The organism is Pontibacter rugosus (assembly GCF_042678745.1).
Lineage (GTDB): Bacteria > Bacteroidota > Bacteroidia > Cytophagales > Hymenobacteraceae > Pontibacter > Pontibacter rugosus.
Window position 1 is genome coordinate 1 of the sequence record NZ_JBHTLD010000143.1, and the last position, 13,089, is coordinate 13,089.

Annotated in this window: 16 protein-coding genes; 1 reads left to right on the forward strand and 15 read right to left on the reverse strand. The window is 48.1% G+C overall.

Annotation, left to right across the window (positions count from 1 at the left end; genetic code table 11):
- On the forward strand, positions 1-658 hold a 658-nt coding region (locus tag ACFQ2O_RS14625; protein WP_377528996.1), incomplete at its 5' end, for a hypothetical protein.
- A 65-nt stretch (positions 659-723) separates the two neighbouring features.
- On the opposite strand, the gene ACFQ2O_RS14630 is transcribed toward ACFQ2O_RS14625, so the two are convergent.
- From ACFQ2O_RS14630 to ACFQ2O_RS14700, 15 genes are all read right to left on the reverse strand, one after another.
- Positions 724-1,074: a helix-turn-helix domain-containing protein gene (locus ACFQ2O_RS14630; RefSeq protein ID WP_137761655.1), complete on the reverse strand. Its 351-nt coding sequence runs from the start codon at positions 1,072-1,074 to the stop codon at positions 724-726.
- The gene (locus tag ACFQ2O_RS14635) at positions 1,071-3,038 is read right to left on the reverse strand and encodes a type IV secretory system conjugative DNA transfer family protein (RefSeq protein WP_377529002.1); all 1,968 of its coding nucleotides are present in this window, start codon (positions 3,036-3,038) and stop codon (positions 1,071-1,073) included. Before ACFQ2O_RS14635 ends, ACFQ2O_RS14630 begins: the two co-directional genes overlap by 4 nt.
- A gap of 104 nt (positions 3,039-3,142) precedes the next feature.
- The gene (locus ACFQ2O_RS14640; RefSeq protein ID WP_377529007.1) at positions 3,143-3,601 is read right to left on the reverse strand and encodes a hypothetical protein; all 459 of its coding nucleotides are present in this window, start codon (positions 3,599-3,601) and stop codon (positions 3,143-3,145) included.
- Positions 3,598-4,386, reverse strand: coding sequence for a conjugative transposon protein TraN (traN, locus tag ACFQ2O_RS14645; protein ID WP_377529012.1), 789 nt, complete (start codon positions 4,384-4,386; stop codon positions 3,598-3,600). The genes ACFQ2O_RS14640 and traN overlap by 4 nt, the downstream gene beginning before the upstream one ends.
- A 1-nt stretch (position 4,387) precedes the next feature.
- Positions 4,388-5,569, reverse strand: coding sequence for a conjugative transposon protein TraM (gene traM, locus ACFQ2O_RS14650; protein WP_377529016.1), 1,182 nt, complete (start codon positions 5,567-5,569; stop codon positions 4,388-4,390).
- The gene (locus tag ACFQ2O_RS14655; RefSeq protein WP_377529019.1) at positions 5,556-5,942 is read right to left on the reverse strand and encodes a hypothetical protein; all 387 of its coding nucleotides are present in this window, start codon (positions 5,940-5,942) and stop codon (positions 5,556-5,558) included. The genes traM and ACFQ2O_RS14655 overlap by 14 nt, the downstream gene beginning before the upstream one ends.
- Positions 5,920-6,528, reverse strand: coding sequence for a conjugative transposon protein TraK (traK, locus tag ACFQ2O_RS14660; protein ID WP_007661352.1), 609 nt, complete (start codon positions 6,526-6,528; stop codon positions 5,920-5,922). The genes ACFQ2O_RS14655 and traK overlap by 23 nt, the downstream gene beginning before the upstream one ends.
- Before the next feature lie 17 nt (positions 6,529-6,545).
- Positions 6,546-7,541 (reverse strand): plasmid transfer protein, encoded by a 996-nt coding sequence (locus tag ACFQ2O_RS14665; protein ID WP_377529024.1) that lies wholly within the window; start codon positions 7,539-7,541, stop codon positions 6,546-6,548.
- 4 nt (positions 7,542-7,545) lie between these two features.
- A complete protein-coding gene (locus ACFQ2O_RS14670; protein ID WP_147920724.1) occupies positions 7,546-8,169 on the reverse strand; it encodes a hypothetical protein in 624 nt (207 codons plus the stop codon).
- A gap of 15 nt (positions 8,170-8,184) precedes the next feature.
- Positions 8,185-8,856, reverse strand: coding sequence for a plasmid transfer protein (locus ACFQ2O_RS14675; protein WP_147920723.1), 672 nt, complete (start codon positions 8,854-8,856; stop codon positions 8,185-8,187).
- Positions 8,831-11,275, reverse strand: a complete 2,445-nt coding sequence (locus ACFQ2O_RS14680) for a TraG family conjugative transposon ATPase (RefSeq protein WP_377529028.1) — start codon at positions 11,273-11,275, stop codon at positions 8,831-8,833. Before ACFQ2O_RS14680 ends, ACFQ2O_RS14675 begins: the two co-directional genes overlap by 26 nt.
- Before the next feature lie 48 nt (positions 11,276-11,323).
- The gene (locus tag ACFQ2O_RS14685; RefSeq protein WP_377529030.1) at positions 11,324-11,626 is read right to left on the reverse strand and encodes a DUF4133 domain-containing protein; all 303 of its coding nucleotides are present in this window, start codon (positions 11,624-11,626) and stop codon (positions 11,324-11,326) included.
- A 3-nt stretch (positions 11,627-11,629) separates the two neighbouring features.
- Positions 11,630-11,923 carry a DUF4134 domain-containing protein gene (locus ACFQ2O_RS14690; RefSeq protein ID WP_170114172.1) on the reverse strand — a complete coding sequence of 98 codons (294 nt, stop codon included), beginning with the start codon at positions 11,921-11,923 and terminating at the stop codon, positions 11,630-11,632.
- 24 nt (positions 11,924-11,947) lie between these two features.
- On the reverse strand, positions 11,948-12,358 hold the full coding sequence (locus ACFQ2O_RS14695; RefSeq protein ID WP_147920720.1) for a hypothetical protein: 411 nt from the start codon (positions 12,356-12,358) through the stop codon (positions 11,948-11,950).
- Between the two features lie 154 nt (positions 12,359-12,512).
- Entirely contained in the window at positions 12,513-13,007 is a 495-nt protein-coding gene (locus ACFQ2O_RS14700; protein WP_377529034.1) for a hypothetical protein, read from the reverse strand.
- Positions 13,008-13,089 lie beyond the last annotated feature (82 nt).

Below are 13,089 nucleotides of genomic sequence, written 5' to 3' on the forward strand. Positions count from 1 at the left end.
TTTGATAGCGAAGTACAAAAATGAAAGTTTTGAATTCTTTAAATACAACAACAGTAAAGGAGAAAGAATTAATACCGTTTTTGTCTTTGAGTCACAAGCAGATTATCTTGACAAGTATCTAAGCTATTACCAAGATTTACCGAATTTAACTGAGGTAATTGTATTTGCTAGTGATGGAACATTCAAAATTTCTAGAAATGGAATGGAGTACTTTATAAGACATAGTCACCAAGATGTCTTTACGGACAAAGAAGGAAATACACGTGGAGTATCATTGGAAGTTTCTAAAATTGTAAGGAATAACCTTATTAAACGTTTCAATGATTTGATGACAGCAACTGATTTTGACCAAATTAAACAAATAGTTACCGAGAGTAAAACAAAAGGCTTTGGTGAGCTATCCATTTATGATACCAGCTTAAGAATTGCAAAGTTCAAGAACATTGAGCCAGATAAAGTATACTTACACGCAGGCGCAAGAAAAGGGTATGAAGTCTTAGAAAGAAAAGGATACATTCCAATTGGAGCTACTAAGAAGAATTATTTGACAATAGAAGAACTACCTTTTGAGTTTCAAAAGAACTTAAAAACCTATGAAGCTGAAAATGTTGGATGTTTGTACAAAGCACAATTTGAGCAGCTACCAAATAAAAAGTAAGACAAACACTAACCCTGCACAGGCTCCATACTCGTCTGCGCCTCGTCAGCAGCCTGTACTAACCGTTAAGGGGTATCAAGCAAACGTATCACCTCCTCAATCTGCGTGGAAAACTCACTTTGAGCCAGCTTCAGCTTTTCAACAGCAATGCTGTTGATGCTGTGGCTGTTGGATAGCTTCTCGTGCTTTTCCAGGATGTCAAAGTTGTCGGAAAAAAGAAGGTCCACGTGAAAGTGCTTGCTGTAGAAGCTGAACAGAAGTAAAAGCAGTTCGATCGTCCCTCCCACCCCGTTCTCCAGCCGGGATATCTGGTTCTGGTTCACCCCCATGGACTCTGCCAGGCTCTCCTGCGATAAATCAAGCCGCTTTCGCAGCAGCTTTAGCCTCTGGCCTAACTCCTGTATGCTTACGCTCATACCTGTAACGCTGTGATTAGTGTCTTAACCTCATTTCTAATTTTATTGTAGTTCGCTCTCAGGATTTGGTCTTTTTGATCGGGGGTACCAAAGTTATAAAATTTTGGCAAATCAAGATACTGCTTTTCTTCCTGTTGTATGTTATCAAGGTCGAGATTAATTTTACAGTGGTAGGTACTGGCAACATACTTCCCGCTATACTCTTCGTTATCGGAAGCCACCTGGCCTACCAGTTCACCGGCCTGCAAATTGGCAATTTTTGATGCCGGAATAAGCGGTCCCATTTCCTCGTTCATGTTCACCGAAGTACGGTTCCGATCCACACTAAGCCCCTCCTTCAGCTGCCTCACCCTACCAAACAGTTTTTCCAGCCAGTCAAGCGTCTCTTTATTACGGGCAGAGCCCGAGAGTACATTGGCCGCTACAGAGCAAATGGTGTCGGCTGTTTCCCTGCCATATTGCTGCCGCAGCTGCGGTAGTTCCTGCAGGCCCAGCAGCACAGCTATCTTATTGCTCCTGGCAGTAGCGATCAGGTTCTCCACCCGGTGTATGTAAAGCGTAGGAGACTCATCCACGATCAGCCCACAGGGCAAGTTCCCCTTTGTATTGATCAGGCGTGTCATGCGATTGAGGATAAGTGCATTGCAGGCGCTGTTAATGCTCTGTGTGGCAGGGTCATTTGCAATCACCAATATAGAAGGGTTTTCCGGGTCCGTTATCTTTAAATTAAAGTCGTCTCCTGATAGTACCCAGAATGTTTCTTTTGTGGCCAGCCGACCAATATTAATCTTTAAGGTGCCAATCTGCCCTTCCAGCTGCTCAAAGGCTCTGTTCTTATAGGCTGTGGCAAAAGGCGAAAGCAGACTCTCCAGCTCAGGTTCGGAAAAGAGCACCTCGAAAATCTGATCATAGCTAAGGTTAATGAAGGAAAGTACATGCGGAAAAGAAGAATACCGCCCCCCTTCGTGCCGGCTCAGAAAGTAGATGCAGCTAGCCAGGAAATTAACGGCTGACTGGTTGAAGAATTGCGCAGTCCCAGAGTCCCTGTCTCCTTTCCGCAGCGCCTCCAGCAGCGCCTCAGCTGTTTCGGTGGCATCAGCCAGGGTAGGCAAGTACTCCGGCTTTAAAGGGTTAAACCTCCTGCTGTGCTCTACGCTATTAAAATTGATGACATGGAACCTGTGGTTTTTCAATATCCCTCTCTTTCTATTGACCAGGTAATGGTAATAAGTCGTTCTGGCCAGGTCTGGAAACTTGAAGTCGTAGACCATCATAGAGAAGCCTTTCCCCAGAAGCTGCTTGATAAAAGGCAACACCACCGAGAAAGACTTTCCTGAGCCGGGTGTACCTATCAGCAGTGTTGCTCGAAAGGGATTTACCACATTGAGCCACCCGCGCTGTACCCGCTTTTGGTAATAGTAAAGCATCGGGATATTCACCGAGTGTGGCGTATGCACCGGTTTCCTGGACTGCTCAAAGGACTCATTTTCCACGTTGAATTTGTCTTTCATCAATCGGTGCTGTATATGCTTGGAGATATTATCCAAGGCTATATGAATCATCATCGCACCTAAGAAGGAGAGCAGGATGTAAGCCGCATCAGACAGGGACACATCCCAGAAAAGAATACGGCTGCTTTCAATAAAATAAAACAAACCCGAGCCAAAGAAAAAGGCGCAGCCGATAAGCAAGGGAAGGAAGATATGCCGGAGCGGGTCGAGGTCCAGGTTCTTCCTGGCCTTTGTGCCAATGCTCACGATCAGAATCAAACCGAAGGTGAAAGCTTTGGAGAAGTAGATGTGCTCATAAATAGCCATGCGCTTTACTTTGCGCAGTACAGGCTGCAGCTGATACATACTGCCCGAATCCATAAAGAGGAAAACAGCTACCTCCACCACAATAGTGAAGTAGATAAGTCCCTGTAGGAAGGAGTAAAGTTTTTTGATTTCGCTGGATTCTTCCATATCGTTCCTGATAAAGGTTATCCAATACTATCAGATAGATGTGAGGGAAAGACTTAGCAAACTTTCTTTCCTGAGAAAATTCCCATCGACTAGGTAATACCTGCTCACAACGGAATTTTGATGCCAGCCAGCAAACCAGCTCTGAAGCTGTGGTCTACCCGGAGTACCCCCTCGTTTTTCTGTTGAAGCATCAGCACTACATTTCCCGGCAGCACATAACTCAGCTCCAGCCCTGCCTGCAGGGCTCCTATGAAGTGCTCGGTATTAGACCCGATGCCCGCTCCCAGGCGCAGTTTGAGCAACGTGTTTCTGGAACGGGTAAGCATGGGTTTGTAAGCAACCCCCATTAACCAGTTTTTGCTGTCGTCCACGTTGCTCTTATAGGCATCACTGAAGATCTCATAGGAATTGTGGTGGCGTTTGCTGAACTCCAGGGCTAGGTTAGCAGTTAAGGCATCTTTGTACATCCAGCCGCCTGCCAGGTTCAGGTGGGTGTAGCCCTCTTGCGCTCGGCACGGCAGCACAACTAAGAGCAGTAAGGAAAGGAGTAACGACTTTCTCATAAGGTGTCTGCATGAAGGATGTCGGAATAGTCAATTTTAAGGGAGATGGTGCGCCCAGAAATCTGCTCCTCGGCCACCTCAATATTGAACACCTTTTCCTCCGGGAAAGTAAACTTCCTGAACACAAACACGTTCCGGTACTTACGCTTGAAGTGACCCGTGTCATAAAGCTGGAAACTGGGCTGTAGCTCCACCTGCTGAAAGTTAGTGGCCTTCACAACTTTTTTATCCTCAACCTTAAACCGTATTTGATCGACCGTATAGGGGATGTTGGTGTCATTTCTAAGGGAGAAATCAATAAAGAAATAGTCCCCCACCGTATAGATGTTGTTCAGCCTTGCCCGCATCCCCTGCCCTTTCGTAGTCACACTATTGAACTGGGGTTTTCGCTGGAGAGCCAGCAGCGCAAACCGCGCCATGTCCTCCCGGCTCATGGCCACAGCTGGGTTCAGGTAAACATCTACCTGGGTAGGGTCTATACGCACCTCCGTATCTGCCCGATCCGCTCGGCTGTAGGCCAGCTTATATTGTACTAGGAAGCGCTCTCCAACGATGGTGATAATACCCGGTTTTGCTCCGCCATGCTTGGGTTTGACCCGAAGGATATTGGCAACAGGTATGTCTCCGGCCACATCATCTGTAGAGATATCTACATACTGTATCGGCTCAGGACTCACAATATGCGTGGAGATGCTCTCATGCACGTGCACTACCTGAAGAGAATCCTGTGCCGAGGCTGAAAACAGCAGGGCAAACAACACATATAGAAGGAATAGCTTTTTCATATTATTGGGCTTTATTATCTATCAAATAAACAATGGTGTTGTACTTTAACTTAGCTTTGTTCTTCCGGATGGCTTTGCCTGCGGCGCGGGTGGTGGTCTGAGAAACCCTTTCCAGCATAGAATAAAGCATCTGGTTGGCATCGTCAGGTGAATCCTCAAAAGTCAGTGTCTGACCACTGCTCACATTCCCGGCAAGCTCTTTTGTAAAGTCCCGGAACTGCGAATCTGGGACATACAGCCCAGCCAAGCCGTCGTTGTCGTAGATACTCAGGTCTACCGGGATGACTTGGTTGCCGTAGAGTATAGAGCGGATGGCTATCTCAATTCGTTGGGCACTGAAACCGGAAACAGTGCCGTAGAGGTAGCTGCCTTTCTTTATTTCGTAGTCCCGCACATAGATGTCATCCAGCAAGCGAATCCTGATCCTGCCGCCTTGCATCACCTTCAACCCTTCGTCCAGAATAGCTCTGATAAACTGCTCCTCACTGTCGGCTGTAATGGTATTGAAAAAGGCTTTATTCGTATTCTTGCTTTTGGTCACGGGTAACGGTGTCGGCTCTTGCTTCTCGGAAGCCGGTGCATGGGCTTTCATCGGCTGTGGCCCCGTACGAGAAGGCACAGGTTCCTCTCCTACCCGGCTCAGGCTGTCAATAAACATCATCTGCTCTCGGAATAGCCGCATCTCCTCTTCATATGCCGATTCAACTTTTCGCATAGGGCGGGTTGACCGTCCAGGCACAGAGGCAGTAGCAGACGCATAGCGCTCTGAGCTGAGGCGCTGCCGCTGGCTTACCCGCTCCATAAACTCCTCCGGCTGCTGATCCGACAGGATACGGTTATTGAGACTGTCGAGCATCCGCCGCTCCTCCTCCGTGTACACGCTGCCATAGGCCATGTCCCTGGGGTCTACCCTATCCTCCCCGATTTCCTGCATGGCCGAGTAGTCGGTCCTATACTTAAACTCGTCCCGAAAAGCCGAGAACTTATCCTTCATTTCCCGCTTTCTCAGGTTGGCATCCGGAAGGGAGGTATTCAGGGCTGTTGTCTCGGTGAGTTCCACTTTCGTTTGTGCGGCGGTGTCCGCCGGTGTCATGTCCAGCCACAGGTAATTAAGCAGTACAAGGAAAGGGAGTATGATGAGCGGGATGGCATACCTGGGATGCCGAAAGTTAATTCTCTTCATGGATGATTCGGTTTAAACGCTGATCAATATCTTTGAGAAAAACACTGTCTTGGGCACGCAGGCTGTCAGGGTTTAACTGCCTGGCCGTGTTGTAGAGCTTTATCAGCTCCAGCATATCTGCGGTACTCGACCTGCCTATAGTCATCTTGTCGCCAGAAGTATCAAGCTGCCTGTACAGCTTGCCAACCGACACGGCATAGGTTCCCTGGTGCAGGTGCCGGACGACTAATAGCCCCATGACAGCCACAGACAGTAAAACCAGCATGGCCAGCACCACTGCTTTAGGATTCGAGGCACAGTAGTCCCTGACACTTTCCTTGAGGTATGAAAGCCTTTGCTTTATGTTACCGCTAAAAGGATTTCTTCTCGACATACTCCAAGTCCTTGTTCATGACCGTTTTCCAGTTCTTTATCAAAAGTCCATGGGGGTTGTTCTCTGTGCGCGGCACTTCCTCAAGATCCCCCTCTGTGACAAGAAGTCTTTTCATCACAGAGGTCTCCCGCTCAATGCGCTGTGTGGCGTAGTAGGTAAAGTGCCTGTTTTCGTCCACTTTAACGCTATCGGTTTTGATCGTCAAAACCGCAGAGCTCGCCAGGATCTGGTTGTAATAGCCCTTCTCCTTCAGGTTGTTGTATTGTGCCAGACCGGACTCATCCACCAGGTACATGGCCTTGGAGATGTTATTCTTGATGTAGGCGTCATCTGGAGGTAGCGTGAAGAAGAGCAGGTGAAACATGTTCACGTGCGACTTGTACTCTACTGTACGGTTTACCCCCAGCTCGGTCTGCTCCACCAAGAGCGGCACCGAGTGGTCGATCACATAAATCTTCTTCCGCTGCTCCTCGGCATAACGAAAGGCAAAGGCGCAAACCGTACCTACTATAATGATGGAGGAGATAAAGCTGCCGATACTCACAGCAAATGCCAGCTTCATTTTCTTTTCGAGGTTGTTTATCATAGCAAGCGCTTTTTAGTTTATTTTAAAATTCCTCCGGCCGCCTTCGCAGCTCCTCCTGCCATTGTACCAATGGCATTACCCACACCCATGGTGTGCACGATCCAGGTGGAAATAATGGGAATGGTCAGCATGGCCAATCCTCCCACAATCAAGGAGACAATGTAGAAACTGATGCCGCCAGAGGGGAAGGAAACGTAGGCAATGAACATCTCTTCGTTGCCCAGTACTGCCTTCAGGATATCTATTTCTTTCATCAACCCATACTTGACCAGCACAAAGGAGATGGACATAACGATATAGCCCAGTCCCGAGTACAGCCCTACGGAAATATAGCGGGCAATCCAGGTCAGGTAGGAGTCCCGAAAGCCCGGCAGCACGCTCAGGGCAAAGGAGAAGGGGCCCAGGATCACCAGAATGCCTGCAAAGATGATCTGCAGAAAATAGATAATGTAGGAGCATACCTGAAAGATGCTGATCACCATCCACTCCACCACCATCATCGCCGTAAAGTGCAGCTTGGCCATCAGCATCAGGTAATAGCCTTTCATTTTGTTAAACAGGGGTTGCAGGTCAATCCCCATCGTTTCGTACCAGCTCGCGTCACTGGCCTCACTCTCAATCCGCTCAAACTCGGCGCTGCTCTCAGAGAGCTTTCGGGCCACAGAGTCTACCAGCGCGAGGCGTTCCTGATGCAAATCCTCCACCTGATCTACCTGTGCACCGTACATGCCTTTTGCCTGATCATTGACTAGCTGCAGCGGCAGGTTCACAGCGTCGATAAATCCTGGCCAGAAAACAATCACCAGTGTCAGGGCGAAAGGGCGCAGCAAAGGCATGATGCGAAGCGTTTCATCCCCGGCCATCATTTTGTAAGCCTCCAGGCCGAAGTACAGCAGCATGCTGATGGCGCAAAGGGCCTGCGCATCGTAGAGGAAAACACTCACCAAATCCTGTATATTGAGAAAGAGCCCGTCGAACAGGTCAAATATGGCTTTATCGATCAATTCACGCATAGCATCAGTCGGTTAAGTCCTGACTCGTTTTAAAGAGAGAGATGAGCCGCCTGAAATCATTCCTCAAGGCCGTAAGCTCCCCGATGTATACCCGCAGCTGCTCCCCCTTTTTGGCATCGTCCAGGTAAGCGTCCAGGATAATCCCGATGTCGGCGTTAATTCTGTCCCGCTCGGCATGGATGGCCAAAATATAATCTGCCTGCACCCCGGCCTGCACCGCCTCTGCATTCATCCCCAATAAGGCAGTGTTGAGTTCATCGATCTTCTTTTTATACAACAGGTGGTATCCTTTATTCAGGGACCTGTCGGCAAACTTGAACATCTCCTGCTCAAATACCTGGCTTACTGCTTCCTCCTGCGCCTGGGCCTTCACCCTGTTCTGGTTTAGCAAAGCCATGGTAGGGGCAAGCTGCAGCATGTTCCGCCTATCAGGCCCTTTCCTGTACTTGTTATGAAACAGAATAAAGTACCATTTCGGGTTGAACTTTCCCCAACGGGTAACAACCTCCCGCTCCAGCTGGTACCTTGTGTTTTTACTGTTAACTGGCTGCACGCCTTGCCCTAAGGCATCTGTAAAGAGACCAGGAAGCAGGGCCAGGCACAAAGCAAGTACACATAACGTCTTCATAGCAATAGAGATAATTTACTTCCTGATTGCCTTGTACTCATCCATCAGGGAACGGATGATCGCCTGGCTGTTGTTAGGGTAGGTAAGTCCCATCGGGTTCATGGTCTTCAAAAGGCCCGCGTACTTGGCCACACGCATCTTGCGCGTAATGGAATAGGCTAGGCCCCGCATCACCCGCAGCTCGTCCACCACGTGGCGTATAAGGGTGAGCCTGTCGGCATTGTTCATCAGGTTCACATCCGTGCCGATGACAGCCACCTGGTAGATATAGGTAAACAGATCGGATGTACGGTTGAGCAGCTCCAGCTCTGTCTTGGCAGCGATCAGGAGCAGCTCGTTATCACCGCGCGCCAGTTCCATCATTTGGTTTTGGTAATGACCTATGTCTGCGGCAATTTGTGAGGCGTAAATAATGTTTTTACTTTGCCCGATAATGGATTGCACGGATTTAAGGGAGTTGTACATCTTTTCCTCCAGCTCCTTGATCTGCGTCATCTTCAGGCTGATGGTAGTCTGCAGGGCCGCAATCTTTCCTTCGTTTTCCTTAATGTCGTTTAAGGCCGCCTGCTGGGCCGTGTGGTTGACAACAAGTGTGGAGACGACCGCTGGGTCAAAAACAACCTGCTGGGCTAGTACATGACCTGTTAGCAGGCCCATGAAGCTAAGCGTGTAGAGGTACTTTTTCATAGCTGCGTTGCAAAATCAGGTGAACAAATTCATTTAGCTTGAGCCCCGAGGCCCTGAAGTCTGCGACAAATCTTTCCAGGGCTTCCCTGAAATCCCCATACTTGCTTAGGTACACTTGTATGGCCTCTTTTTCCTGGCGCTCGGTGGTAAAGGTCAGGTACTCTTCCAGCGATACCTCCACACCGTACACCTCACCGGTGGCCCCGCGCTTGATGTAGACTTCTTTGAAGCGGCCCCGCCCCTCTTTGTTGTCGAGGCTGTTGATGGTGAATATTTTCTTGCGCTCCACCTCATTGATAGAGAGCAGCGCGGCGATCTCATCGAAATTGTCCTTGAATTTGGTCTGGTCCAAAAGGCAGATGGTGTCGGAGTTGTTGATGATAGAATTCTTAACCACAACATTGCCGATGATATCATCCAGCTCCTGTGTCACGACCACGGCCTCTCCCCAGAATTTGCGGACCGTTTTATAGACGTAGAGGATATAGCCGGCCATCAGCGGGGAGGCAATGGCCTTCCAGGCCTCCTCGATGATGAGCGCCTTACGGTTCTTCTTGTGGCGCATCTTCTGAAGGAACACATCCATGATGATCAGGGTGGTGATCGGGAAAAGTACCTTATGCTCCTTGATGGCATCTATTTCAAAGACAATGAAGGGCTCATCAAACAGGGTGGTATCCAGCTCGTTGTTCAGGATCTGGCCATACGCCTCCCCTTTGCAGAACTTCTTGAGGATAAAGCGGTAACTGGTCAAGTCAAAGCTAATAGACTCTTTTTGCGTGATCTCGTCGATCTTTCTGATGGAGAAGTCATAGAAGGACTGGAAGGAAAGGTAGCTGCTCTCCAAGCCGTTTTCAAAGTAGTATTGGTAATAGGAAGTGATAACGGAAGAGAGGACGCTGTCCTCAATTTGGCTGACAGTGCCCTCGGCACCTTTCCAGAGCAGGCCCACCAATGACTTGAGAAACTCCCGCTTCTCCTCGTTGAATTCGGCAGCAGAGATCCGGAAGGGGTTCATCGTAATAGGCTGCTCTTCGGAGTAGGTAATGTAGCGGCCCATGTAGTAGGCACACAGCCCAGAATAACTGTGCCCGGTGTCTACCAGGATAACATCTGTGTGCTGCAGGGCATACTGTCGGATCAGGTGGTTCATAAAAAATGACTTTCCCGCTCCCGAAGGTCCCAACACGAACTTGTTACGGTTATTCATCCGGCCTGAGAAGATGGGCGCATCACTCGTGTCGATCGTGATAGGAATCCCCTGCCGGTCCGTGAAGTATACCTGAAAGCTGGATGACTCACTTTGCAGCAAACGTTCTTTAAAAAGCAGACATAAGGCCGCGTCTGAAGTAGTCAAAAACTTATCATATACTTTAAGCTCCGAACTATTGCCGGGCAAGGCACACCGGAATAGCTCGAGTTGGTTATATGCGTTTCGGGAGGGAATAATGCCAATGGAAAACAAAGCGCTTTCCAGATAGTTAGCGGCACGGTCTATCTCCTTTTCTCTGGCTGAAAGCAGCACGCTGTAATGTCCGTACACGAGCAGCTGGTTATCCTTGGCGATATCGGCCATCACCTGATCAATATCCTGCACACTCAGATCATTGGCCGGGTCAGGCATGGAGAGGTGTTTTTTTCTTTTGGCCTGCAGCCTGGCCAATTCATGGCGCTGATCAGGGATTTGGATCACCTGGTTGTACACCAGGCAGTCACAACCAGGCACCTGGTGCAGAAAATGCATCAGGTCTACCGGGAGGCTGTACCCTATGTGAAGCGCTGTGTTTGGCTTAAGATTAGACGGAAAGTTGATCTCATCTATGTCCACAAGCGAGATGCATCGGATAACGCTGTCACCAACTTGCAGGCCTTCATCTGAGGCAAGGAGGTTATTGAGCGCATAAACCTCATCGGAAAAGTTGAAGGCAAGCATGCGGGAAATAAACTGTTTCACCTCGATCTCTTTCAGAGCATAGGGCTTGAAAGACCTGCTCTCCAGTATGTCCAGCACTTTGGCAACGTTCCGCTGGAATGCTTTGAAGTCTTTCTCGTCATATGTAAAGAAGCTGGAGCGCCGCACGTCCCTTGTTATAGTTAGGTATGTAGAGACGTCTAGGTACTCTCTTCCTGCAAATGTCTCCTGAAATTTCTGACTCAGGAGGTCATCCATTTGCTTCGGCACATAGCACTTCCTGGCTAGTATGTCCGTTTTCTGAAGGGTATAGCCTGCGCCTAGAATTTTAACGATGTTGGCAAATGTCTGGTGGAAGAGATGGTAAGCCTCCACGTCTGCACAATACTGCAGGGCAGGATTTTGTACTTTGATGATAACCGAATAGTCTCCGCGCTCATGATATAGAATATCATGGGCATGACGGTCTATGCCAATGTATGGCAGACCAAACCGCTGCTTTTTCATGGCTGAGAAAAGTGATGACGTTAAAGTTATGCTGCCAGGGCCAGACTCCTATCTTCGTGCAGAACGCCTCCATTGTGCGGGCATGATGTATACCCCTTTTGACTTCGTTTTATGATATAACCCTTTCTTCTGCTGCATAGCCGTAAACCCCATACCGCCGAAAGTCACGATCACCAAGGCTACCAGGCCTGAAAAGAAGTTGAGCGAAACAGATAAGACAACTGCCGCAAAGAAGCCAGTTAGAACGGAGGCCAGGCCCCAGTAGATATATCTACCTTTCAAGGATTTAAATACAAGGGGGTTTTGCAGCCCCTTGTAGACATTAAATCCTCTGTTATCTTCGGGAGCCACGGCTTACAAGCCGAAGAAGGCTTTGATCACCACCCCCACCACCATCAGGAATACACAGGACCCCATCCACCCCATGACAGCCTTTTGTGTGTCCTGGTCCCCGGAGTTCCACTTGATGTACACCCTAACTCCCCCAATCAGGCCAACAATAGCTCCGATGACCAGGATTAGGTTGCCTACAGGGTCAATGTAAGTTTGAAGCTCAGAGGCTCCGGCATCAATGCCTCCGGCCCCTTGAGCAAAGGAAGATGGGACAGCGAGGACTACCAACACGAGCATAGCAAGTATCTTTCTCATAATCTCTGTTATTGAATTAAAAATTTATGAAGAAAAAGGTATTGCGTTTGAAAGTCGCCTGGCGTTCTGAAGGAACTCCTCTAGGGGTATACCCTGCCCTATCACGGGCATGGCGACACTGTTCTCAGAGGCCGTCTGATGCGCAAAGGCATGCTCGTCGGCTGCAACAGGATATTCTTGGGAACCGCTATCCAAGGGTAACTCCTCCTGCTCGTAATCCTCATAATCCTCCTCGAATTCTTCCTCCAGGTAATCCTCGTCCACAATGTCTTGGGGTGACTCTGTAGTGTCTACTAAATCGGAAACACTGTACTGCGCCACCATATCTGCGGCCACGCCTTTTGCATTTTGAAGGTACAGGTCAAACAAGAGGTTACCTGCATAGTAAAGCACATAGAGTACTGCTATCGTAGCGAAGAAAGCGCCCCAAGACATAACTATATAATTTAAGTTAAAACATCGGTTTACAGCCTAGACATTCCTACTTTAAATATATAATCGATACGAAATACGGTTTTATACTTATACGTATATTTTAAGATTAGATTATTTATTTATATACTTTTTTACTTAATGTTATAGATTCAGCTTAGTTCAAGAACTTGTTATCAGTCCTATCACGGAGCCTTTGAATCTCCTCTTTATGCTCTTCAATGAATTTAGCAAACAGGTAGCTTGCCAGCACATTGATTTTAATCCCTCCTTTTTTCTTCAGCAGGTCTAGCACTTCGTGTATATGCACGTCCACATAAACTGTTTTGGAGGTAAAGGTAAACTCCTCCTTCGCCTTATCGAGTTCAGCAAGCAGTTGCTCGAAGCTTAAACCTGACGCTGCTTTACCCGAAGCCTTTGCAGCTGTCATTTTCGAGGAAGGAGCCTCCTGCTTTTTGCCTGCTGTAGCATTAGAAGAAGCCTTAGGCTTTTCACCGGCTTTGCCTGATTTTGAAACTGCGGGCGCCGTCTCTTCTTTTTCCTCAGGAACTGGTTGAACAGCTTTCTCTTCTGCGTTTTTCTGCTGGGGAGCCTGTCCTATGCTTTGCTTAAAGCTCTTGATGTCAAACCCTTTGTTACCTGCTGTAGCCATGAATAATATACGTTATTTAATTAAAATGTTTCAATTATTGAATATTAATATAAATTTTATTTAAAGAATCTTCTATATTGTC

Bases quoted from the DNA above. Each gene is read 5' to 3' on its own strand.
- ACFQ2O_RS14640 (WP_377529007.1), bottom strand. From the start codon at position 3,601: ATGAGAAAGTCGTTACTCCTTTCCTTACTGCTCTTAGTTGTGCTGCCG.
- ACFQ2O_RS14695 (WP_147920720.1), bottom strand. From the start codon at position 12,358: ATGTCTTGGGGCGCTTTCTTCGCTACGATAGCAGTACTCTATGTGCTT.
- ACFQ2O_RS14700 (WP_377529034.1), bottom strand. From the start codon at position 13,007: ATGGCTACAGCAGGTAACAAAGGGTTTGACATCAAGAGCTTTAAGCAA.
- ACFQ2O_RS14635 (WP_377529002.1), bottom strand. From the start codon at position 3,038: ATGGAAGAATCCAGCGAAATCAAAAAACTTTACTCCTTCCTACAGGGA.
- traM (WP_377529016.1), bottom strand. From the start codon at position 5,569: ATGAAGAGAATTAACTTTCGGCATCCCAGGTATGCCATCCCGCTCATC.
- traK (WP_007661352.1), bottom strand. From the start codon at position 6,528: ATGATAAACAACCTCGAAAAGAAAATGAAGCTGGCATTTGCTGTGAGT.
- ACFQ2O_RS14630 (WP_137761655.1), bottom strand. From the start codon at position 1,074: ATGAGCGTAAGCATACAGGAGTTAGGCCAGAGGCTAAAGCTGCTGCGA.
- ACFQ2O_RS14675 (WP_147920723.1), bottom strand. From the start codon at position 8,856: ATGAAAAAGTACCTCTACACGCTTAGCTTCATGGGCCTGCTAACAGGT.
- ACFQ2O_RS14690 (WP_170114172.1), bottom strand. From the start codon at position 11,923: ATGAGAAAGATACTTGCTATGCTCGTGTTGGTAGTCCTCGCTGTCCCA.
- ACFQ2O_RS14670 (WP_147920724.1), bottom strand. From the start codon at position 8,169: ATGAAGACGTTATGTGTACTTGCTTTGTGCCTGGCCCTGCTTCCTGGT.
- ACFQ2O_RS14665 (WP_377529024.1), bottom strand. From the start codon at position 7,541: ATGCGTGAATTGATCGATAAAGCCATATTTGACCTGTTCGACGGGCTC.
- traN (WP_377529012.1), bottom strand. From the start codon at position 4,386: ATGAAAAAGCTATTCCTTCTATATGTGTTGTTTGCCCTGCTGTTTTCA.
- ACFQ2O_RS14655 (WP_377529019.1), bottom strand. From the start codon at position 5,942: ATGTCGAGAAGAAATCCTTTTAGCGGTAACATAAAGCAAAGGCTTTCA.
- ACFQ2O_RS14680 (WP_377529028.1), bottom strand. From the start codon at position 11,275: ATGAAAAAGCAGCGGTTTGGTCTGCCATACATTGGCATAGACCGTCAT.